Annotated in this window: 24 protein-coding genes and 1 other annotated feature; of the genes, 23 read left to right on the top strand and 1 reads right to left on the bottom strand. The window is 46.6% G+C overall.

All coding sequences use genetic code 11. From position 1 onward, the window contains the following. Positions 1-54: 54 nt before the first annotated feature. From P364_RS0101595 to P364_RS0101525, 15 genes are all read left to right on the top strand, one after another. A complete protein-coding gene (locus P364_RS0101595; protein ID WP_024628414.1) occupies positions 55-822 on the top strand; it encodes a cell division protein FtsQ/DivIB in 768 nt (255 codons plus the stop codon). A gap of 292 nt (positions 823-1114) precedes the next feature. Beyond that, entirely contained in the window at positions 1115-2398 is a 1284-nt protein-coding gene (ftsA, locus tag P364_RS0101590; protein ID WP_024628413.1) for a cell division protein FtsA, read from the top strand. Positions 2399-2548: 150 nt separating this feature from the next. After that, a complete protein-coding gene (gene ftsZ / locus P364_RS0101585; protein WP_024628412.1) occupies positions 2549-3661 on the top strand; it encodes a cell division protein FtsZ in 1113 nt (370 codons plus the stop codon). Between the two features lie 248 nt (positions 3662-3909). After that, a complete protein-coding gene (gene spoIIGA / locus P364_RS0101580) occupies positions 3910-4890 on the top strand; it encodes a sigma-E processing peptidase SpoIIGA (protein ID WP_024628411.1) in 981 nt (326 codons plus the stop codon). Positions 4891-4901: 11 nt separating this feature from the next. Next, on the top strand, positions 4902-5624 hold the full coding sequence (sigE, locus tag P364_RS0101575; protein WP_017687308.1) for an RNA polymerase sporulation sigma factor SigE: 723 nt from the start codon (positions 4902-4904) through the stop codon (positions 5622-5624). Positions 5625-5735: 111 nt separating this feature from the next. Further along, entirely contained in the window at positions 5736-6518 is a 783-nt protein-coding gene (gene sigG / locus P364_RS0101570; RefSeq protein WP_024628410.1) for an RNA polymerase sporulation sigma factor SigG, read from the top strand. A 194-nt stretch (positions 6519-6712) separates the two neighbouring features. Continuing rightward, complete coding sequence (locus P364_RS0101565) at positions 6713-7102, top strand: YlmC/YmxH family sporulation protein (RefSeq protein WP_236642200.1); 390 nt, start codon at positions 6713-6715, stop codon at positions 7100-7102. A gap of 51 nt (positions 7103-7153) precedes the next feature. Then, positions 7154-8047 carry a peptidoglycan editing factor PgeF gene (gene pgeF, locus P364_RS0101560; protein WP_024628408.1) on the top strand — a complete coding sequence of 298 codons (894 nt, stop codon included), beginning with the start codon at positions 7154-7156 and terminating at the stop codon, positions 8045-8047. A gap of 6 nt (positions 8048-8053) precedes the next feature. Then, on the top strand, positions 8054-8755 hold the full coding sequence (locus tag P364_RS0101555) for a YggS family pyridoxal phosphate-dependent enzyme (RefSeq protein ID WP_024628407.1): 702 nt from the start codon (positions 8054-8056) through the stop codon (positions 8753-8755). Then, on the top strand, positions 8746-9213 hold the full coding sequence (locus P364_RS0101550; RefSeq protein WP_024628406.1) for a cell division protein SepF: 468 nt from the start codon (positions 8746-8748) through the stop codon (positions 9211-9213). The genes P364_RS0101555 and P364_RS0101550 overlap by 10 nt, the downstream gene beginning before the upstream one ends. A gap of 7 nt (positions 9214-9220) precedes the next feature. Then, on the top strand, positions 9221-9490 hold the full coding sequence (locus P364_RS0101545; protein ID WP_024628405.1) for a YggT family protein: 270 nt from the start codon (positions 9221-9223) through the stop codon (positions 9488-9490). Positions 9491-9505: 15 nt separating this feature from the next. Beyond that, the gene (locus tag P364_RS0101540) at positions 9506-10288 is read left to right on the top strand and encodes a YlmH family RNA-binding protein (protein WP_024628404.1); all 783 of its coding nucleotides are present in this window, start codon (positions 9506-9508) and stop codon (positions 10286-10288) included. A 242-nt stretch (positions 10289-10530) separates the two neighbouring features. Beyond that, a complete protein-coding gene (locus P364_RS0101535; RefSeq protein WP_024628403.1) occupies positions 10531-11040 on the top strand; it encodes a DivIVA domain-containing protein in 510 nt (169 codons plus the stop codon). A gap of 58 nt (positions 11041-11098) precedes the next feature. Next, positions 11099-11390 (top strand) — a binding site (T-box leader). Between the two features lie 339 nt (positions 11391-11729). Continuing rightward, on the top strand, positions 11730-14828 hold the full coding sequence (gene ileS, locus P364_RS0101530) for an isoleucine--tRNA ligase (RefSeq protein WP_024628402.1): 3099 nt from the start codon (positions 11730-11732) through the stop codon (positions 14826-14828). A gap of 229 nt (positions 14829-15057) precedes the next feature. Continuing rightward, positions 15058-15411, top strand: a complete 354-nt coding sequence (locus tag P364_RS0101525; RefSeq protein WP_024628401.1) for a DUF5665 domain-containing protein — start codon at positions 15058-15060, stop codon at positions 15409-15411. 12 nt (positions 15412-15423) lie between these two features. Here the strand turns inward: P364_RS0101525 and P364_RS0101520 are convergent, their stop codons facing one another. Continuing rightward, positions 15424-16161, bottom strand: a complete 738-nt coding sequence (locus P364_RS0101520) for a TraR/DksA C4-type zinc finger protein (protein ID WP_024628400.1) — start codon at positions 16159-16161, stop codon at positions 15424-15426. 220 nt (positions 16162-16381) lie between these two features. On the opposite strand from P364_RS0101520, the gene lspA reads away from it, so the two are divergent. The 8 genes from lspA to P364_RS0101480 all read left to right on the top strand — a co-directional run bounded on the left by lspA (position 16382) and on the right by P364_RS0101480 (position 22924). After that, entirely contained in the window at positions 16382-16876 is a 495-nt protein-coding gene (gene lspA / locus P364_RS0101515) for a signal peptidase II (RefSeq protein ID WP_024628399.1), read from the top strand. Next, entirely contained in the window at positions 16869-17852 is a 984-nt protein-coding gene (locus tag P364_RS0101510; RefSeq protein WP_024628398.1) for an RluA family pseudouridine synthase, read from the top strand. The genes lspA and P364_RS0101510 overlap by 8 nt, the downstream gene beginning before the upstream one ends. 109 nt (positions 17853-17961) lie before the next feature. Next, positions 17962-19215 (top strand): LL-diaminopimelate aminotransferase, encoded by a 1254-nt coding sequence (locus P364_RS0101505; protein WP_024628397.1) that lies wholly within the window; start codon positions 17962-17964, stop codon positions 19213-19215. A gap of 178 nt (positions 19216-19393) precedes the next feature. Then, positions 19394-20308, top strand: coding sequence for a decaprenyl-phosphate phosphoribosyltransferase (locus P364_RS0101500; RefSeq protein WP_024628396.1), 915 nt, complete (start codon positions 19394-19396; stop codon positions 20306-20308). 32 nt (positions 20309-20340) lie between these two features. Next, positions 20341-20973, top strand: coding sequence for an HAD family hydrolase (locus P364_RS0101495; protein ID WP_024628395.1), 633 nt, complete (start codon positions 20341-20343; stop codon positions 20971-20973). Between the two features lie 26 nt (positions 20974-20999). Further along, on the top strand, positions 21000-21290 hold the full coding sequence (locus tag P364_RS0101490; RefSeq protein WP_090810048.1) for an EamA family transporter: 291 nt from the start codon (positions 21000-21002) through the stop codon (positions 21288-21290). Then, positions 21277-21597 (top strand): EamA family transporter, encoded by a 321-nt coding sequence (locus tag P364_RS0101485; protein ID WP_236642199.1) that lies wholly within the window; start codon positions 21277-21279, stop codon positions 21595-21597. The genes P364_RS0101490 and P364_RS0101485 overlap by 14 nt, the downstream gene beginning before the upstream one ends. Positions 21598-21622: 25 nt before the next feature. Then, positions 21623-22924: a DUF6080 domain-containing protein gene (locus P364_RS0101480; RefSeq protein WP_024628392.1), complete on the top strand. Its 1302-nt coding sequence runs from the start codon at positions 21623-21625 to the stop codon at positions 22922-22924. Positions 22925-22967: the final 43 nt, after the last annotated feature.

Here is a 22967-nt window from a genome sequence, read left to right as displayed (position 1 = left end):
CTTTGAGTCCCCTTCTTAAGGGAAGGGGGCCGGAGGCTTTGTGGAGCGCGACCTATGCCTAAAAGCCAAATTCCGGTTCTGAAGAAGAATCGGCCCAAACGAAACACAAGCCGTAAAATTGTTTTTATTCTATTACTTCTTTTTATTGTATTACTTGCTGTACTTTTTTTTCGTTCTTCGATGAGTCGGATTTCGGCAATTGAGATTACGGGTAATGTATACACAACAACTTCGGAACTGCTGGAGAAAAGCGGTCTGAAGGAGGGCGAACAGTTTTTTGGGACAAGCTCGGCTGATGTGATCGAGCGACTGAAAACGATCAAGGCTATATCAACCGTAACTGTGGATAAACAATTTCCGGGTACTATTCTTATCAAGGTGCAGGAATATCCAACGGTTGCGTATGAACTTGGTTCTGACGGTACGCTAAAAGCCATACTGGCAAGCGGGACAAGCTTAACGGTTCCTGCCAACATTGGAGTTGCCGTAGAGAAACCTATATTAACCCAATGGAAGGCTGATGATCCGCTCAAGGCCAAGCTGAGTGAAGCGTTAGCCAAGATCCCGAATGAACTAACGACGGATATTTCAGAGATTATTCCGAATCCTACGCCTTCATTCCCGGATCAGATTCGGATGTATACCAAGTCACAGTTTGAAGTGATTACAACCGTCTCTCTATTGTCCGATAAGGTAGAGTATCTCAATCAGGTCATTGAGACGGAACGGCCAGGGAAAATCACGATGCTGGAGGCCGATACGTACGTGCCTTTCATTCCGGATAACCCGGAAGAAGATGCTGAACTAGGAGCAACTCCCTGATTTCCGCCTTTAATTCGGTTAAGCTGCATTCAAAACCAGGCGGGATCGGGGTTTAGCCCCTCTTATCCAGTGAAAGTTGTTCTTTCTGAGACGAAGAAAAAATGATACACTTGAATATGGCACCTAAGTTGCCTCCTTCTTTTTTCTTCAAGGTTTTATGTCTCACAACCAGATCTTGGCACCCAAAAAAATTGTAGAAAAAAGAGGGAAAGCCTAAAGTGTGTTGAATATGTTTTAAGAGTGTTTAAACCCGAACGTATTTTACTATTTGGAGTCAGGAGGTGCCACAGACTTGAGCAACAATGACATCATTGTTAGTTTGGACATCGGTACATCCAAAATTCGCGCTATTATTGGGGAAATGAATAATGGAACCTTTAATATTATTGGAGTTGGATCTGCCGACTCGGAGGGAATTCGCAAAGGTGTAATCGTAGATATCGATCAGACGGTGCAATCGATCCGCAATGCAGTGGATCATGCAGAACGTATGGTAGGTATTCAAATATCCGAAGTATATGTTGGAATCTCGGGAAATCATATCGGACTGATGAGCAGTCACGGCGTCGTGGCAGTGTCTAACGAGGATCGTGAAATCGGAGAAGAAGACATGGAGCGGGTGTTGAAAGCAGCCGAAGTGATTGCGGTCCCACCGGAACGGGAAATTATTGATGTTGTAGCCAAGCAGTATGTTGTAGATGGCTTGGAAGGCATACAGGACCCCCGTGGTATGATTGGTGTTCGTCTGGAAGTGGAGGCGACCATCATTACGGGTGCAAAAACCGCGATACATAATCTTTTGCGCTGCGTGGAAAAAGCGGGTCTGAAAGTAAGTGATCTGGTACTCATGTCACTTGGAGCAGGTCAACTGGCTTTATCCAAAGATGAAAAAACGATGGGTTCCGTGCTTGTTGATATCGGAGCAGGGGCTACAACCATCGCCATCTTCGAAGAAGACAGTCTCGTTGCAACTTCAACCCTGCCTATTGGCGGGGAGTTTGTAACCAATGACATCGCCTATGGTTTGCGCACATTAACAGATCAAGCCGAAAAGGTGAAACTGAAATATGGCTGCGCATGGCTGGATGACGCTGCGGCGGATGTCATGTTCAAAGTAACACGGATCGGCAGCAATGTAGACAAGGAGTTCTCTCAAGAGGATCTGGCGGCTATTATCGAACCTAGGGTTCAGGAAATATTCCAGATGATTTCTCAAGAAGTGAAGCGTCTTGGTTACAATGATCTTCCGGGAGGTTATATACTAACGGGAGGTACGGTCTCTATGCCGGGTGTTCTGCAGGTAGCTCAGCATGAGCTTGCTGCTTCGGTACGAGTTGCAGTGCCGGATTATATTGGTGTGCGTGACCCGGGCTATACAAGCGGTGTCGGTATTTTGCACAGTGTAATCCGCAGTTTGCGTATTCGTCCCTCGATCAACAACGGCGGTGGAAATAATAATAACAACAATAATAACAAAAAACCGACCAACCGTCCTAAGCCGAATGCGGCCCAGGAATCGGAGCAGAAACCAGGTCTGTTCGAACGGCTGAAAAATATGTTCAGTGAATTTATATAACAGGTTGGATCCATTTCATACAATCTTGAAGCCGTTTGAATGCGCTGGTTCTAAAATAAACGCTTTCGTTCGTCGATATATGAAATTGATTCGGTTCAAATCAAAAATTGGACGGGCCATCCATGCACATTGAGGGGGAGATGGAATAATATGTTGGAATTTGATTTCGAGATGGAGAGCTTGGCTCAAATTAAAGTCATCGGTGTAGGCGGCGGCGGAAGCAATGCAGTCAACCGAATGATTGAAAATGGTGTACAAGGTGTAGAATTTATTACGGTGAACACGGATGCACAGGCGTTACACCTGGCAAAATCCGAGCATAAATTGCAAATCGGTGATAAATTAACCCGTGGTCTTGGCGCTGGCGCCAACCCGGATGTAGGTAAAAAAGCAGCGGAAGAATCCCGCGATTTGATCATGAATACCTTGAAAGGTGCAGACATGGTATTTGTGACAGCCGGTATGGGCGGCGGTACGGGTACAGGTGCAGCTCCGGTGATTGCCGAAATCGCCAAAGAGTGTGGCGCACTTACCGTTGGTGTGGTTACTCGCCCGTTCACATTTGAAGGACGTAAACGTTCCAGCCATGCAGAGCAAGGTATTGAAGCTCTCAAGGAAAAAGTGGACACGCTGATCGTCATTCCTAATGATCGTTTGCTTGAGATTGTTGACAAAAAGACACCGATGCTGGAAGCATTCCGCCAAGCTGATAACGTGCTTCGTCAAGCGGTACAAGGTATCTCCGATCTGATTGCAGTACCGGGTCTGATCAACCTTGACTTTGCAGACGTCAAAACGATCATGCACGAGCGTGGATCTGCGCTGATGGGGATTGGTGAATCGACTGGCGAGAACCGTGCAGCAGAAGCAGCACGCAAAGCCATTATGAGTCCTTTGCTGGAAACTTCCATCGAAGGTGCACGCGGCGTTATCATGAACATTACGGGTGGCATTAACCTGTCCCTGTATGAAGTTAATGAAGCAGCTGAGATCGTTACGTCCGCTTCCGATCCGGAAGTAAACATGATCTTCGGTGCGATCATTGATGAGGATCTGAAGGAGGAAATCAAAGTAACGGTTATTGCGACTGGCTTTGAAGATAAACCTGCTCCACCACCACCTGGACGTAAACCGACTCCCGCAAGTGAGCCTGCGGATAACCGTTCGCCGAACCTGCGTCCATTCGGAAATCAGCCGAGCAGTGATCAGCTGGATATTCCGACATTTTTACGCAATCGTTCACGCAATAATAATAACGATTAATACGTTAATCAATTTTATGGAAGACCCGGTACTCCTGATGGAGCCACCGGGTCTTTTTTTTTACATTTTATCACACATCATTGAACAAATTCTGAACAAGGGGCCTGAGTAATTCCGACAAAAAAAGTTGAAAGGGTCCCCCCATGATTAGACAGACTTTGAAAAGTGCGCTCCTTATACTTGTGAATATGCTCATGAATATCGGGATAGCGTTATTTCGATATGTTGCGCGCAGGCAGGTGAAGAATGTGGTAGTTTATGTGGATCTTATCTTTTTGACGAACCTGTGTATTGACGGTGCACTCATCGGCTTGACGGCCTGGATGCGCAAAACGAAGCTGGTCTGGTGGAGATGGTTGCTGTCCGCGATCGTCGGTGCGTTGTACGTCGTCATGATGTTTGTGCCGGAGTTTGATTTTATGTTCACCTTTTTGATCAAGTTTGGATTGTCTCTGGTGATGCTGAGTATTGCATTTGGGTTTAAGGGCCTTCAAGCATTTATACGGACTTTAGGCACCTTCTATGTGATCAATTTTGTCGCCGCCGGAGGAATTCTGGGTGTACATTACATGCTCCAAAGCTCCGGGGAGTTGTTCAACGGCATATGGTTCACGGCATCGGGTGGAATGTCATTTGATCTGAAAATCGCCTTCTGGTTCACGTTTGTCGTCTTTTTTGCCATGCTTTTTTTATTCAAAGCCGTGCAGAGCTCGAAACGTAAAACAGACCGAATGACAACGTACTTGGGTAAAGTGGAGGTTTTTATTGACGAGGTGACTATTTCTTGTACAGGCCTTCTGGATACAGGAAATCAACTCACAGACCCCCTTTCACGAATGCCCGTCATGGTCATGGAGGTATCGTTATGGCAAGACATGCTGCCTGCTGCATGGAAGGGCAGGTTGAAGGATGAGGCGCCGGACAACCTTATCATGGAGCTCGATCAGGAGGATTTTCACTGGCAGAATCGTTTAAGGCTGGTACCTTATCGAGGCATTAACAAAGGAACTGCGTTTATGCTGGCAATGAAGCCAGACCGGGTGAAGGTAACGATGGATGAGATGTGTTATGAGACGACAAAAGTATTAATAGGGTTGGACGGGGGCGTACTGTCATCCGATGGAAAATACCAGGCCGTGATTCACCCTGAGCTTGTGCAAGACGCCGCTTCTGCGCAGTCTACGGCTATCTCTGCGGGAGCAACAGAAAAGCCGCTGAATGTGGTATAGGAGGAACGTACATGCTTGTAAAATGGAAACTGGTGGCGCAGCTGCAGTACTATCGTTTATTATTTCTGCTTGGTTTAAAAAGTGAAGAGATTTATTATATCGGAGGCAGTGAGGCGTTACCGCCCCCATTAACACGTGAAGAAGAAGAATTTTTGTTGCAAAAGCTGTCTTCAGGCGATTCGGCGATTCGTGCCATGTTGATTGAACGTAACCTGCGGCTGGTGGTATACATCGCGCGCAAATTCGAGAACACAGGTATCAATATCGAGGATCTCGTCTCTATCGGTGCAATTGGGTTGATCAAAGCGGTGAACACGTTTGACCCGGAAAAGAAAATTAAGCTGGCAACCTATGCTTCCCGTTGTATCGAAAATGAAATATTGATGTACCTGAGACGTAACAGTAAAATTCGTACAGAAGTTTCTTTTGATGAACCACTCAATATTGATTGGGATGGAAATGAACTATTATTGTCCGATGTACTCGGTACAGAGAACGATACAATCTATCGGAATATTGAAGAACAGGTAGACCGGAAGCTTTTGCATAAGGCATTGGAAAAATTAACCGAGCGGGAACGAATGATTATGGAGCTTCGTTTTGGGCTGACGGATGGGGAAGAAAAGACACAAAAAGATGTCGCCGATCTGCTTGGAATCTCCCAATCCTATATCTCCCGTCTCGAAAAAAGAATCATTAAAAGACTCCGTAAGGAGTTCAACAAGATGGTCTGAACAGGAGCATTTTTCATAATGGGTATTAATGGCAAGGGTGCCAAGTGCGAATAAAAAAGCCTGCCCCGGAGATAATGTACATTAATGTTTCTCCTTGGGAGGTAAATCACGATGACCCGAAACAAAGTCGAGATTTGTGGCGTGGACACCGCAAAATTGCCTGTCCTCACCAACACAGAAATGCGGGAATTGTTTCATTCCCTTCAGCAACACCATGATCGCTCAGCAAGAGAGAAATTAGTGAATGGCAACCTGCGTCTTGTACTCAGTGTCATTCAGCGCTTTAACAATCGGGGAGAGTTTGTCGATGATCTGTTCCAGGTTGGATGTATTGGCCTGATGAAAGCCATTGATAATTTTGATTTATCCCAGAATGTCAAATTTTCAACCTACGCGGTGCCGATGATTATCGGTGAAATCCGTCGATACCTGCGCGACAATAACCCCATTCGGGTATCTCGCTCTTTGCGGGACATTGCTTATAAAGCACTTCAGGTGCGTGACAGCCTGACGAATAAAAACTCTCGTGAACCGACGATATTCGAAATTTCTGAGGTACTGAACGTGCCGAAGGAAGATGTGGTTTTTGCATTGGATGCCATTCAGGACCCGGTTTCGCTCTTCGAACCGATCTATCATGATGGTGGAGATCCGATTTATGTAATGGATCAGATCAGTGATGACAAAAACAAGGATGTGTCCTGGATTGAGGAAATTGCACTGCGTGAAGCGATGCACCGTCTCGGTCAAAGGGAGAAAATGATTCTGTCGATGCGGTTTTTCGAAGGGAAAACCCAGATGGAAGTGGCTGATGAAATTGGCATTTCCCAGGCGCAGGTATCCCGTCTGGAGAAATCAGCTATACAACAAATGCAGAAACATGTGAAGTCGTAACAAGGGGCAAGCCATGAGGCGATTCAAGGGAAGAGATATTCCTTGGATCGTCTTTTTGCTTTTTGCATTTCGACACCAGTGGAAGTGAATTTGTTCAGTTTCCTCTGAAAAAGAGGACATTTTTCGCGTATGAAACATATATTGTATAGAAGCGGAGAACGGGCAGAAGCGGATTAATCGGGGGGCGGGACCATATGAAAGTGAACACAGGTGAACCGGTGGGCAGCGGTATGAAAATTTCGGATTTTCAAACCAAAGATGTTATTAACATTACGGATGGCAAACGACTGGGTCAGATTAGTGATTTGGAGCTGGATCTGAAACAGGGACGAATCGAAGCGATTGTTGTGCCGGGTTATAGTCGTTTTATGGGGCTGTTCGGCGGGGGAACGGATCTGATTATCCCATGGAGAAACATTGTGAAGATCGGTTCGGATGTCATTTTGGTTAAAATGGATGAAATGAAGGAAACTACCTATGATGAGCGCGACCGTGAAGCACGCTTGTATGACGAACAGAACAACCGCATGGACCGGGTGGAACGAATCGAACGGCTAGATCGCAGCCAGCGCCGAACGATATAATCGAGACAGAACGGGGTTCATTTGGTACACTGGAAGTTGTGAGGTGAGAAGATGGAACCGTTTATTTTGGATAAGGAAATACGGTCGGGAAGCCAGAACTCAAATTTGGGTCCTGACCCGTTGTTATTATATGTGGAGCCGTGGAAACTGGTTTTTAAGCATATGAAAGCCGGTTTTACGACAAGGCAGGGTGGTGTCGGAAGCGCGCCTTACGCCAGTCTCAACTGTGCCTATCATGTGGGGGATGGTCCCGCTGACGTGCTACATAATCGTAAACTTGTAGCTGAAAAGTTGGGTTTCCCTTTGGAATCGTGGACTTGTGGAGAACAGGTACATGGGAAACATGTAACTGTAATTACAGCTGATGATCGTGGCAAAGGTTTGCTGGATCGGCAGTCTGCATTGCAGGATACGGATGGTTTAGTCACCAATGTGCCTGGTGTGCTGCTGACTTCCTTTTATGCAGATTGTGTTCCCCTTTATTTCTATGACCCCGTACAACAGGCAGTGGGGCTTGCTCATGCGGGATGGAAAGGTACAGTTGCCGGTATAGCCGAATCGATGGTTGAAAAGATGGAGCAGGAATATGGAAGTCGCAGACAGGATATCCGTGCTGCAATTGGTCCCTCAATTGGGGATTGCTGTTATGAAGTGGATGAAGCGGTTATGCAGCATGTAAGGGTTTGGCTGGATCATTCCTCGGGTAATGATGAATACAAGAACTCTGCTTCAAATCAAGTATATCGGACAGCCGGAAATGGAAAAACGATGTTAAACTTGAAAGAATGCAATCGACACATTATGATGAAAGCAGGAATATTGCCGGATCATATCGAATGTACAACTTGGTGTACAAGCTGCAATCCCGAGCTGTTTTTCTCATATCGTAAAGAAAATGGCATTACCGGGAGAATGGCGAGCTGGATTGGGCTGGAAGAGAGGTGACCCTCTGTGTCATTGGAGGAGCGTATACAACTGGTAAATCAGAAGATCGAAGCCGCGTGTCAGCGCAGTGGCCGTCAACGTGAAGATGTGAATGTGATTGCTGTCACGAAATACGTCTCACTTGAAACAACGGGAGCTGTGCTGGACCACGGTCTTGAGCATATTGGCGAAAACCGCTGGCAGGATGCACAGGCGAAATGGGAAGCATTCTGTCAGCAAGGTACCTGGCATTTTATCGGTCATTTACAGACGAATAAGGTGAAGGACGTCATCGGTAAATTCCGTTACATACATTCACTGGATCGTTTGTCCCTGGCCAAGGAGTTGGATAAAAAGGCGGCGTCTCTTGGCATCCAGGTGGAAACACTATTGCAGGTGAATATTTCGGGTGAAGAAAGCAAGTATGGCTTGCAGCCTGAACAGGCGAGTTCTTTTTTACGTGAAATCAGTTCGTTCAACAACCTGAAGGTCATCGGTCTGATGACCATGGCACCCCATGAGGAAGATCCGGAGCTTACACGTCCCGTATTTCGCGGACTACGTGAGCTTAGAGACCATTTGAATGGACAAGCTCTGACGGCAGAGCCATTAACCGAGTTGTCGATGGGCATGTCCAATGATTTTGAAGTGGCGATTGAAGAAGGGGCAACCTGGGTTCGGCTTGGATCGATTCTCGTAGGAAAAGAGGAGGGTTCACAATGGGCGTAATGAATAAGTTTATGAATTTCCTCGGGCTACAGGAAGAGGAAGAAATTGTGGAACGTGAGCGTATGGCGGCACAAGAGGAACATGATCCTGATCAACAGGAAGCTGAAACCTCAAGTCTCGATAAACGTAGAAACCAAAGGGGGAATAATGTGGTGAGCATTCATTCCCAGAAAAATGTTAAAGTCGTCCTTTATGAACCGCGTTCTTATGACGAAGCACAGGAGATCGCTGACCATCTGCGCTCCCATCGGACAGTTGTGGTTAACCTGCAGCGAGTGCGTCAGGATCAGGCACTGCGCGTCATTGATTTCTTGAGTGGCACAGTATATGCACTGGGCGGCGGTATTTCAAAAATTGGTGGCAACATTTTTCTCTGTACGCCAGATACGGTTGAAATTCAGGGAGCAATTACGGAAATACTGGCTGACAGCGAGCAAGATTATAACAGAATGAGGTGAGCCACTTTTGCAACAGGTTGAAGTTGTATTGTACACGCTATACCAGATTTATTTTTACATGGTCATTGTCTACATATTGATGTCATGGCTTCCCAACGCACGGGAAAGCTTCATCGGTGAATGGCTAGGCAAATTGGTGGAACCATACCTAAGACCTTTCCGTCGATTTATTCCGCCTTTGTTCGGTATGTTGGATATTTCACCGATTGTGGCGTTAATCGTTCTGCAACTTGCGCTTAATGGGCTGATCTCCATCCTCCGATACTTTGTATATTAGGTAGGGTGAACATAGATGAGCGGTGAAATTTACGAGCATTTTAGTCATGACGAGCGGGATTTTGTGGATAAAGCCTCAGACTGGGTTGAACGTGCAGGCAAGTTTCATGACATGAAGCTAACTGACTTTCTTGATCCCAGACAGGCCTTTATTTTACAAACACTTGTTAACCGTCGAGATGATGTACAGATTCGTCTGGATGGTGGTTATGAAACAGCTGAACGTAAGCGGGCGCTGATTGCACCGGATTATCGGTATCTCGACGATGAAGATATGGGTATGCAGGTGATGAGCATTACGTCTGACGATCAGAAGATTAAAGAGCTGGAGCATGGGGACTATATGGGTGCCCTGCTCGGGCTTGGAATGAAACGTGGCAAGATCGGTGATATTCAAGTGCTGGAGGACGGGTGCCATACGGTGGTGGCGTCGGAAACCGGCGCTTTTTTATCGCTTCAATTGAACCAGGTGCACCGGGTACATGTGTTTACAGAGCTACTGGCATTGGATCAGCTGAAATGGTCCCAAAGTAAACTGGAGACGATGGATATTACCGTGGCTTCCCTGCGTTTGGATGGTATCTGTGCAGATGTGTATCGGCTTAGTCGCAGTAAAGTTCTGGTCCCGATCAAGGCTGGTCGCTGTCGTGTGAATTGGAAAGTGGAGGAAGATCCGTCCAAATCACTAAAGGCCGGTGACGTGGTTTCGATTCAAGGTTTTGGTCGATTCAAGGTGCTGGAACAGGATGGGTTGACCAAAAAGGGACGCTGTCGCGTAAAAATCGGCAAATTTGCCTAAGTGTGTTGCAGGAAAACCCGCTTTCTTGTCGAAATGTTTAAGGTAAAGGTGCAAAAAACATTCGGTGTTTCCGATATACATTAAAGTGTAAAGGTTGATATGATCGCTAAAGGATCAGAGTCTGATCCTGCATTCCGTATTAGTTGCCAGGATTGGGCATCTCATATACGGCCCCTTGGGTGGAACCCATATGCTGCAAACCTTCTCGGTCCGGGAAGGAACTTTTACAGGAGGTGGACAGCATGCCATTAACGCCGCTGGACATACACAACAAGGAATTTTCCCGACGCTTGCGCGGGTATGACGAGGATGAGGTCAATGAATTCCTGGATCAAGTCATCAAAGATTACGAAGGCGTCATTCGCGAAAACAAAGAGCTGAGCAATCAGTTGCTGTCCGTACAGGAGAAGCTTGATCATTTTGCAACGATTGAAGAGACGCTGAGCAAAACGATTATCATTGCGCAGGAAGCTGCGGATGATGTGAAGAACAATGCGAAAAAAGAAGCACAGTTGATCGTGAAAGAAGCCGAGAAAAATGCGGACCGGATCATAAACGAATCGTTGTCTAAATCACGCAAAATTGCTTTGGAAGTCGAAGAGCTGAAAAAGCAGGCGTCCATCTACCGTGCCCGTTTCCGTACACTTGTGGAAGCACAGCTCGAACTGCTGACTCAGGATGGTTGGGAAGCGCTGGAGAGCCGGGAACAGGAAGTCCGTGACCGTGAGCGGGAAATGAAGGAAATTTATTAGTCTATCCGCCTGGTTGACTTTTGCCTGTAAAGAGGCTATAACTATATTCATAATGAATAGTGATTCCATGACGGGTTCAGTACGTTATGATCTCATCCCTCAGAGAGTTGGCGTTCGGTGCAAGCCAATGGATGAGTTATAGCCGAATATCTCCCCGGAGAAGTGACGCTGAAGCGGTGAATTAGTAGCCGTGTGTAAGCGAAACCGTGAGCCGAACGTTATATCGGCACCCTGCTGTAGTGAAGCGGGGCATAAGCGCTGTTGATGACAGAGCATACCCAATTTATATTGGATGTGGTTTGTGATGAACAGAATTAGGGTGGTAACGCGAGTATAACCTCGTCCCTTTCCAGGGATGAGGTTTTTTTGTGTCCAAAAAAAGCAGCGAACGCCCATGAGGCCCGAAGGGAGCTCAAGGAGAGAGCTACTTGCCGGAAGAGCGAAGCGTCCGGCAGCTCCCCCACGTAGTAAGGCCCGGCGGCGTTCCTGGGGAGGGGACAGCCGCAAAAGGGCCGACTCCAACATACACACTTTCGCAAACGCCGCCGCAATCCCGCCAAAGACAACCCATCCCGGGTGTCCAGAGGGCGGAGCGCCTATGGGGTCCCCCTTGGTAAGGGGGATTTAGGGGGATTGAAACGCTTTTTGTGGACGGTCCACAATCTAACACAGTTGAAAGGAAGATAATCATGCAACGAGTTGACGTCAAAGAGAAAGCACGCGCCAGAGAACTACGCGTGTTAAACAAATGGAAAACAGAGAATACATTCAAAAGATCCATCGAAAACCGGGAAGGCAAGCCGAACTTCGTATTTTACGAGGGACCGCCAACGGCCAACGGTAAACCGCATATCGGTCACGTACTCGGACGGGTCATCAAGGATTTCGTGGGACGTTATAACACTATGAAGGGTTACCGCGTCGTTCGTAAAGCAGGCTGGGATACGCATGGTCTGCCTGTAGAACTGGGTGTTCAGAAAAAGCTGGGTATCTCCCACAAGTGGGAAATCGAAGATTACGGCGTGGAAAAATTCATTAACGAATGTAAAGCGAGTGTGTTCGAATACGAGCAACAATGGCGTGATCTGACGGAAGGGATCGGCTACTGGACGGACATGAATAATCCGTATATCACACTCGACAACAATTACATCGAAAGTGTGTGGAACATTCTGGCGACGATTCATGAAAAAGGCCTGCTGTACCGCGGTCACCGTGTGAGTCCGTACTGTCCTTCTTGTCAGACGACACTTAGCTCCCATGAGGTAGCGCAAGGGTACAAAGACGTCAAGGACCTCAGTGCTACGGCCAAATTCAAGCTGGATGACAGCGGCGAATTTGTGCTTGCCTGGACAACGACGCCTTGGACATTGCCATCACACGTTGCGCTGGCCGTGAACCCGGATATGGATTACTCCCGTGTTCGTCAGGACAACGAAGTGTATATCATGGCGACCAATCTGGTTGAGAAGGTTATGAAGGACGCCAAAGGTGAATATGAAGTTATCGGTTCCCTGAAAGGGTCCGATCTGGTTGGTAAAACGTATAATCCTCCGTTCAACTACGTGCAGGCTGAGAAAGCAAACATCATCCTGGGCGCTGGATTTGTAACCGATGCAAGTGGTACAGGGATTGTACACATGGCACCTGCTCATGGTGAAGATGACTATCGTGTATGTCGTGAGAATGGCATCAGTTTTGTGAACATGGTGGACCTGGAAGGCAAGTTTGTGCCGCAGGTAACTGATTTTGCCGGACGTTTTGTGAAGGATTGCGATATTGATATCGTTAGATACCTGTCGGAAAAAGGACGTTTGTTCAGTAAAGAAAAATATGAGCACAGCTATCCGTTCTGCTGGCGTTGTGATACACCTCTTCTGTACTATGCTATGGACAGCTGGTTTATCCAAACAACAGCAATCAAGGATCAACTGATCGCCAATAACAGTGAAGTAGACTGGTATCCAGGTCACGTTCGTGATGGTCGCTTCGGCAAGTTCCTTGAAGATCTCGTAGACTGGAATATCAGCCGTGACCGCTATTGGGGAACGCCACTGAACATCTGGGTGTGTGAAGAGACAGGTGAACAATTCGCCCCACATAGCATCGCTGAACTGCGTGCCCGTGCGATTGGGGACGTGCCTGAGAATCTGGAACTGCATAAGCCTTATGTAGATGACGTCAAAGTCATGAGCTCTTGTGGCAAATATGAAATGAAGCGTACACCGGAAGTGATCGATGTCTGGTTCGACAGCGGCTCCATGCCGTTTGCCCAGCAGCACTATCCATTTGAAAATAAAGAAACATTCGAACAGCAATATCCGGCAGATATGATCTGTGAAGGAATTGACCAAACGCGCGGGTGGTTCTACAGCTTGCTGGCCGTATCTACACTTTTGACAGGCAAAGCGCCTTACAAAGCAGTTATGGCAACAGGACACGTTCTTGATGAGAATGGACAGAAGATGTCCAAATCCAAAGGCAACGTTATCGATCCATGGGAAGTGATTGAAGAATACGGTACAGATGCATTCCGCTGGGCTTTGCTGTCTGACAGCGCACCATGGAACAGCAAGCGTTTCTCCAAAGGTATCGTGGGCGAAGCGAAATCCAAAATGGTGGATACGCTGGTCAACACCCATGCATTCCTGACGCTCTATGCTACGATTGATGGATTTGATCCACAGGAGCATCCGTTCAAGCTGTCTTCACACAACCTGGATCGCTGGATCTTGTCAAGACTGAACAGCCTGATTCTCGTTGTAGAAAAAGCACTGGCTGTTAACGACTACCTGAACTCTTCCAAAGCTATCGAAGCATTTGTGGATGAGCTCAGTAACTGGTACATCCGTCGTTCCCGTGACCGTTTCTGGGGCAGCGGATTGACAGAAGACAAACTGGACGCCTACCGTACATTGACTGAAGTGCTGGTAACTACAGCCAAGCTCGTGGCTCCGTTCACACCGATGCTTGCAGAAGATATCTATCTGAATCTGACTACTGGTGAGAGTGTGCACATGGATGATTATCCGGTTGCCAATGAAACGCTGATTGATTTGGATCTGGAGCAGGATATGGAGACAGCTCGTCGAATCGTTGAACTTGCCCGTAACGTTCGTAACGAAACAGGCATCAAGACACGTCAACCGTTGTCCGAACTGATCGTTTCTCTGGATAAAGGTTTCAATCTGGCAAGTTATGAAGAGATCATCAAGGATGAGATCAATGTCAAAAGTATTCGTACCGAGCATGATGATGCGGACTTCGTTGATTTCACTTTGAAGCTGAATCTGAAAGTAGCAGGCAAAAAATACGGTAAAAACGTAGGCTTCCTGCAGAACTTCTTCAAGGGAATGTCAGCGGATGAGACTCGCAAAGTGGTAGCAGAGGATGTGCTAAACGTCGTTTCTCCGGAAGGTGAGGAGCTGCAAGTGACGGGTGAAGAATTGCTGGTGGAGAAACAAGCCAAATCCGGTTTTGCCTCGGCATCCGGCTATGGTCTGACGGTAGCTCTCAATACGGAGATCACAGCAGAACTCGAACAAGAAGGCTGGGTCCGTGAAGTCATTCGTGCAGTTCAAGACACGCGGAAGAAGCTGGATCTGCCGATTGAGAAAAGAGTACGTTTGACGCTGGATGTGGACGCTGCTCTTCAAGCAGCGATTCAGGCCTTTGAACATGTGCTGCGTGAGAATGTGCTCGTTACCGAAGTAACCTTCGGAACAAATGATTCGATGCAACGTATTGAAGCCGGAGGAAAAGCCATCGGTGTATATATCGAGGGGTAATACAGTAATTTTCACGTAAGGTGGTCCTGAAGAAAGGATAGCTTTGTCAGACTTTAACGGAGACAGAGTAACTCTATTTCAAATAGGACAGTATATAGAGACAGAAATGCCAACGAGCCTCAGATGCAGGAGAAGAATCCTGTGTCCTGGCTCGTTTGGTTTTTCAGCAAATGGGCAATGATTTCTATTGTGCAAACACTCTATATACATCAAAGGAACTGAGTAAATTATGAACGAACAGGATAGCCGATCACCATTGAATTCAGAATCCACGCATTCCAAGAATGCAGAGGACAAAATTGAAGAACTTCATACGCTCACCAACCGGCTCGCCAATGAGCTCGAACGTTCACGGATCGCGCAGTACACAGAATTGCTGAACCGGCCATGGAAGCTGATTGGACTTAATCTGTTGTCCGGAGCAGCACGCGGCGTGGGGATCGCAATCGGGTTTACCTTTTTTGCAGCCACGATCATTTATGTGTTACAGGTTCTTGGGGCTCTTAATCTGCCCATTGTAGGTGATTACATTGCAGATATTGTGCGAATTGTGCAACGACAGCTGGAGTTGAACACATATTAGTCAGTCAAGTGATCAATACGAATCGTCCGAATCGAAATCCGGTTCTAACAGTCCTTCGCCTTCACGGTTCTCCAGATACTGTCGATATTGCCGATTGCGCACGATGGACACATCATGACCGTAGATATCGGTTGCGACAAAGCTCTCATATGCTTCAACGCATCCCTCGACTTCGTCTGTGGCTTCAATCGCCATAACATCATAACTGTCGATGTCCCGTCCCTCAGCCATGGCTGGCGTGTTGGAGGTACCCCAACTTTCAACAATCTGCCACGCATCTTCGCCGTCGAAGCCGTTCTGGTCATCCCGTTCATCCAGGCTTGTGCGGCCAAAGGCCGGAGCGAGGAATTCTTCCTCGACAGGACGATTTTCGGAGACAACGGTTTCGGGTTGATGCTTTTTGCAATACTTGGTGTAAGGAACAGCTTGCATGCGATCATAAGGGATGGGCTGCTGACACACGGCGCATGTTCCATAATGTCCTTCCTCGATGGAATGCAGGGCAGAATCAATGCGCTCCAGTTGAAATTCATCATGCTCCAGCAGCGAAATATCCTTTTCGCGTTCATACATTTCGGTAGCGATATCACCCGGATGGTTGTCAATCGGTGATAATTCACCTGTCTGGAGTTTCATGGAGTCACCAAGACCATAATGTTCGTTTTGCTCCAGTCTATGTTCAATATCACGCTTTTCGGTTATCAGTTGGGAACGTAACAATTGCAGTTGTTTGGCAGTGAAATGTGACATCGTTTTCCCCTTTCTGTTCCGTATGGACTCCGGATTTTGTCTCTGTTGTAGGATGTACCATTTCGTGCAGATTTACAGAAGGGAAATGTTATCGTTTTTGCCATCCGGACCGCGGCGTACCGCGTCGTGGACGATTTCCAAACAGCTGTGCTACAATGAACAAGTCTGGCGTTAAGCCTGGTATCGTTTGGAAAAGACAAGAACGGAGTGACAAACAAACGTGGTGTATTATATCCTCGCTTTTATCGTATTTTTAGTCGATCAGGGAACGAAGTTCCTAATTGCAACCCGGATGGAACTTAGAGATGAAATTCCGGTGATTGGCAATTTCTTTGTCATCACATCACATCGCAACTCAGGTGCAGCCTTTGGTATTTTGCAGGATCAACGCTGGTTCTTTATTGTGGTTACGCTGGTAGTGGTGGTGGCTTTGGTTTGGTATTTGCAAAAGGTAAAAGATACTCCGCACAAATTGCTGCCCGTGGCGCTTAGTTTGGTGCTTGGGGGAGCTATTGGTAACTTCCTGGATCGGGCTTTGACCGGAGAGGTTGTCGATTTTATCCAGCTTAATTTTGGAAGCTACACGTTTCCCATTTTCAACATAGCCGATTCGGCGATCTGTATCGGTGTGGTACTGATTATTGTGGAAACGCTGCTTGAAGGACGGCGCGAGAAAGCTGCCGCAAAGGTCGAAGGGAATGAACATCATGAGTAAATCGCAAAATGAAGAACAAATTAACGGAGATACGTCAACGCATGACGATGAACTCTTGAATGACAATGATCGTATGGAATGGAAGGTTGCCGCAGAACATAATAGGGAACGAATTGACAAATATATTACAGAATCCATGGATAACGTATCGCGCTCTCAAGTTCAATTATGGATCGGAGACGGGTTCGTAACGGTGAATGGGGCTAAAGTCAAAGCCAACGCCAAATTATTTGAAGGTGATCTGATAGAGCTTCTGATTCCGGAGCCGACGACTGTGGAGATTATTGCTGAAGACATTCCGCTTGAAGTGGTATATGAAGACAGTGATTTGATCGTTATTAACAAACAGCGTGGCCTGGTTGTACATCCAGCACCAGGGCATACGTCGGGAACACTTGTTAATGCACTGATGTATCACTGTAAAGATCTCTCAGGCATTAACGGAGAGCTACGTCCCGGTATTGTGCATCGGATTGATAAGGACACATCAGGATTGATTATGGCTGCCAAAAATGATCGTGCTCATGCTTCGTTGGCCGCTCAGCTCAAAGAGCATAGTGTGAATAGACGATATATTGCACTCGTTCATGGGCATCTTAGTCACGATCAGGGAACCATTGATGCACCGATTGGTCGAGATACCAATGATCGCAAAATGTACACCGTTACAGAGCGGAACAGTAAACATGCGGTCACGCATTTTACTGTCACGGAGCGCATCAATGACTACACATTGTTGGAACTGAAGCTGGAGACAGGACGTACCCACCAGATTCGTGTTCACATGAAGTTCATTGGTCATCCGCTTGTTGGAGATCCGACGTATGGCCGTAATAAAGGGATCAAAATGCAGGGACAGGCTCTGCATGCTGCGATTCTCGGTTTTGTACATCCAACGACCGGAGAATACCTTGAGTTTACAGCGCCGCTTCCGCAGGATATGGAAGATGTTCTGGCCTCATTGCGTAGTCGCTGACAGCTCGAGAAAGTACAAATGTTCGGATAATTTGTCCATGGTTTTGAACGCGCAAATGCTTCATATTAAAGTGTAGAAATTTGCGTCAAATGAGGAGATGAACAAAATCATGAGTATCGATAAATATCAGGAAACGTACATTCAGACTAATTTTGCCGACCGTATTGGCGGCTCCAACTATGGTAAAGACACCAACATCTATAAATTCGAGAAAATCAAACGTGCCAAAGCTTCGGCTAAAAAAGATTTTCCTAATGTAGAACTGATTGACCTCGGCGTAGGTGAACCGGACGAGATGGCAGATGCAGGCATCGTAGCTGCATTGGCGGAGCAAGCCTCCAAACCCGAGAACCGTGGTTATGCGGATAACGGTATTCCGGAATTCAAGGAAGCGGCTGCTGCTTACCTGAAAAATGTATTTAATGTAGAGGGTATCGACCCATCAACTGAAATCGTGCATTCCATCGGTTCCAAGCCGGCTTTGGCTATGATGCCTTCCTGCTTCATCAATCCAGGTGATGTAACGATCATGACCGTGCCAGGATATCCGGTTATGGGTACACACACCAAATACCTGGGTGGGGAAGTATTCAACATTCAATTGACCAAGGAGAACAACTTCCTGCCTGACCTGACGGCCATTCCGGAAGATATTGCAAAACGTGCGAAGTTGCTCTATCTGAACTATCCGAATAACCCAACGGGTGCGAGTGCAACGGTGGAGTTCTTTACGGAAGTGGTTGAATGGGCGAAGAAATACAGCGTTGTCGTTGTTCATGATGCTCCGTATGCAGCACTGACATATGACGGCAAAAAACCGTTCAGCTTCCTGTCCGTACCTGGTGCGAAGGATGTTGGCGTAGAACTGCACTCCTTGTCCAAGTCCTACAACATGACAGGCTGGAGAATTGGTTTTGTAGCAGGTAACCCGCTTGTTGTAAAAGCATTCAGTGACGTAAAAGACAACAATGACTCCGGTCAGTTCATCGCGATCCAGAAGGCTGCTGCCTATGGATTGAACCATCCGGAAATCACGGAAAAAATCGCGGAGAAATATTCCCGTCGTCATGACCTGCTGGTAGCTGCACTGAATGAGCTGGGCTTCCAGGCTGAAAAACCTAAAGGTTCCTTCTTCCTGTATGTTGAAGCGCCAAAAGGGATTGTGGGTGGCCGCCGCTTTGAATCCGGCGAAGACTTCTCCCAGTTCCTGATCCGTGAGAAACTGATCTCCTCGGTTCCTTGGGATGATGCCGGTAACTTTGTTCGTTTCTCCGTTACCTTTGAAGCTAAAGGGGAAGAAGAAGAGAAACGTGTTATCGCTGAAATTAAACGCCGCCTGAGCGACGTGCAATTCGAATTTTAATTTAAGTTCACATCATCATAATGATGTAGCTAAAAGAGACCGGAAACGGTCTCTTTTTTTATGCAAAAAATTATAAATTCTTCCTGTAATCCCTTTACAAAATTATACAAGCAACATATGATTAAATCTTTACGTTATGTATTTAGTCAGAAGTTGCTTTGGAAGGGAGTTATGGAAATTGTTATCATCTCGTACCAATACCGTGTCCACACCTGCTGCAGGAACAGGTAATACCTTTTCAGGTTTGCTTAAACTGTTGAGGCCGAAACAATGGACCAAAAATTTGCTATTGTTTGCCGCACTGCTTTTCTCTTTTGAGGAAATTCGGACGGAGACGATTCTATCGACTTTGTTAGGTTTTATTTTATTTAGCCTGGTTGCAGGCTGCGTTTATATTTTAAACGATTATGTAGATCGCGACAGAGATCGTCAGCATCCGGTGAAGATGTTCCGTCCCCTTGCTTCTGGACAGGTCAACCCGGCTCACGCTATGGTATTCGGAGTTCTGCTGCTGATTCTTTCCGTCGGGACAGCCTTTGTGATGAACCCGTTATTCGGAGTGTTATGTATTGTTTATTTCCTATTGAATGTGTCGTACTCATTTGTGCTGAAACATCTCGTTATTTTGGATATGATGACTATTGCGGCTGGATTTGTGCTTCGAGCGATTGCGGGTGGCGTGCTGATTCATGTGCCATTTACGCCGTGGTTCCTCATTTGTACAATGCTGCTGTCCTTATTCCTGGCTATTGGCAAACGGAGGAATGAACTTACCCTGCTTGAGGGAAATACCGGTTCGCACCGTAAAGTACTGGATAACTATTCGATTACGTTATTGGATCAGTTTAATACCATTGTCACAACCGCGACCATTATCAGCTATTCGCTTTTTACGTTCACATCCGATCGCACGATTCATTTAATGTGGACGATTCCATTGGTCATATACGGGATGTTCCGTTATCTGTATCTTATTCATATGAAGAACCAAGGTGGTTCGCCGGATCGAGTTCTATTTGAGGACAAGCCTATCTTAATCACGGTCATTTTATATGTCATCAGTGTTATTTTGATTTTTGCTATTTTTGAATAAAAGTTAGAGTCTGGAAGGTAGAGGGGATCAGGGTGAAAAGCACGAAAGTCGCCATCTTTGATATTGATAAAACGATTATACGCAGAGATTCCATGTTTCAGTTTGTACATTACGGCGTTCGGCGTTACCCGTGGCAGGTATGGAGATTGCCTGTCATTGCATTTCATACCGCGCTGTTCAAGGCAGGTCTGATGAGCGTTGAACGTGTTAAACGTTCCTATTTCAAGAGCATTGAGCGCATGTCCGAAGAAGATCTGGAGCATTTTTTTGATACGCGACTCCGTACTGCCATTTTTGCGGAGGCAAGTGTAGAGATGCAGCATCGTAAGGAAGCCGGTTACCACGTATTGCTGGTGACTGCATCTCCGCATGCCTATATGAAATATTTTAAAAACTTCCCTTGGGTGGATCATGTCATAGGTACCGATCTGGTTCGTCACCCGAATGGCTATACCTGTAGGATCGAAGGCAGTAATTGCAAAGGGGATGAGAAGGTTCGCCGAATTCAGGCCTATCTGGATGAGAAAAAAATGGTGATTGATTATGATCAGTCCTGTTCCTATTCCGACTCCTTATCCGATCTTCCAGTGATGCAGTTGGTAAGTCAGCGATACTTTATTAACAAGCGCGTGCCGGAGATGGAGGCATTGTCGTGGGGGAGGTAAGAGGGCGCCATACAGGCAAGTTATTGATGTTGGTCTCCGCCTTTCTTACAGCGACGGGCCAACTGTTCTGGAAGTGGGGTCTGACTGAGTGGATCTATTTGGGCATCGGCTTTCTTTGTTATGGACTGGGTGCCATTTTGATGATCAAGGCGTTTGCTTTGGAAAAACTGTCTGTGGCCTATCCTTTGATGTGTGCCAGCTACGTGTTTGCGCTAATCTATGGATACTTTTTGCTAGGAGAAGAAATTACGGTGCAGAAGTTGGCGGCTGTCGTGCTGCTTGGAATCGGGGTGACATTGACCAGTGTTGATCGATAGCTGGATGATTGCTGTACTGATCGCAATGACCCTGTGTGGAGCGATGGGAGGAGCGGGTCTGAAAGCCTACGCCACCAGCCGCAAAAAGCTGCATGTTCTAATAGGGCTTGGATTCTATGGTACAGGTGCGCTTCTGAACATTGTATTGTTGAAATTTCTTCCGTTAACGGTTGTACTGCCTGCCAATGCCTTAACGTATGTATGGACGCTCGTTATAGCGCGGTTTGCATTTAAGGAGAACGTAGGCCCTTTGCGCTGGATAGGTGTAGCTTGTATTATGGGCGGATTGTGTTTATTGGTTTTCTAGAATAATTGAAACTGGATGTGAACGCATGAAATTTTTGGACTACATATTTGTTAATCGCAGAACCAATTGGACGGCATTTTGCCTGTTTGCGGGTTTTGCTCTTTTTTACGGTCTGATGAACGGGTCTTACGTGACGTACATTGCAGATCACGCAGAGCTTCTAGGGTCATACACGCCATTTAGTACGGCGCAGTTCCCACTTAATTTATTTAACTTTGATCCTTCCATGTATTATGGAGCCAACAGTTCTTCGGTTATTCATCCGTTAATTTCATTTCTGGCGGTTACGCTTGAAGCAGGTGCTCAATTACTGGGCGGAAATTGGTTCTTTCTTATCCTGCAGTCACTTGTGAATGCGGGCTCGGTTGTGCTGGTATTTCTGTTCTTGAATCAAAAAGATAAACAAAGCGCTACACCGTTACTTTTCGCTTTATTATTCGGTTTTAGCTCCTATCTGATGTTTACTGCATTGATTCCGGACTCCTATCCGTATGTTCAGTTTGTTATCCTGTTCTCTGTGCTGTACATGCAATACACCCGTGAATGCAAAGATGTCCGTTACATCCCGAATGCGCTGCTGGCATCCATTAACTTCGGACTGACATCGACCAACATTGTACCATTTGCGGCCGCCATGTTTTTCAATTTGCGGACGTGGCGTAACAAGTCGGGTTGGAAAAAGTATATCGGAATCATGGCGCTGGCCGTTGCTTTCATCGTAGTATTGACTGGGATTCAGTACATCGCGTTTGGCGGTCGCAGTTGGGTCAGCAATTGGTTGCTCGGTATTCAAAATGGGGGAACAAGCTATGCCACTCCATTCCAGTTCGCAGTTCATTGGAAGGCTCTAAGCTTGCTAACGATTAATCCGATGCTGTCACCGAAAGTGCATTTGCTGGACCCGGGCATGGTAGCGTTTGTAACGGACCTGTCCCGTTCGAATCCGATCTATGTGCAGCTCACGGGTATTTTTATCCTGTTGCTGGCGCTTACTGGGTTTATTAAGGGCATCCGTGAACGGGAAGTGTGGACTCTTGCGCCATACATTCTGTTTGCATTTGTACTTCATATCGTTGTTGGTTTCGGGCTAGCGGTATTTCAATACGATATGTACCTGTACGCAGGACACTATCTGTTTGCGTTTTTCCTCCTCGGTGGGGGCTTCGTCATTGGTCTTCGTCAGGGGCTGGGGAAAAAAGTGTTAATAGGCTTGATCATGCTATGTATTCTCGTTACCGCAGTCAACAATATCTATCGTCATGTAGAAACATTAACAACCATTAAGCAGTCCTATGATCAATTGGAACAGGAACGTACAGTGAAATAATCAGACATTTTAATTATTCTATACAAAGAGACAAGGCCATTGG

Origin of the sequence: Paenibacillus sp. MAEPY2 (assembly GCF_000499205.1) — a bacterium.
Classification (GTDB): domain Bacteria; phylum Bacillota; class Bacilli; order Paenibacillales; family Paenibacillaceae; genus Paenibacillus; species Paenibacillus vandeheii.
Note: the sequence above shows the minus strand (reverse complement) of the source record. Positions and strands in the feature narration are given on the sequence as shown.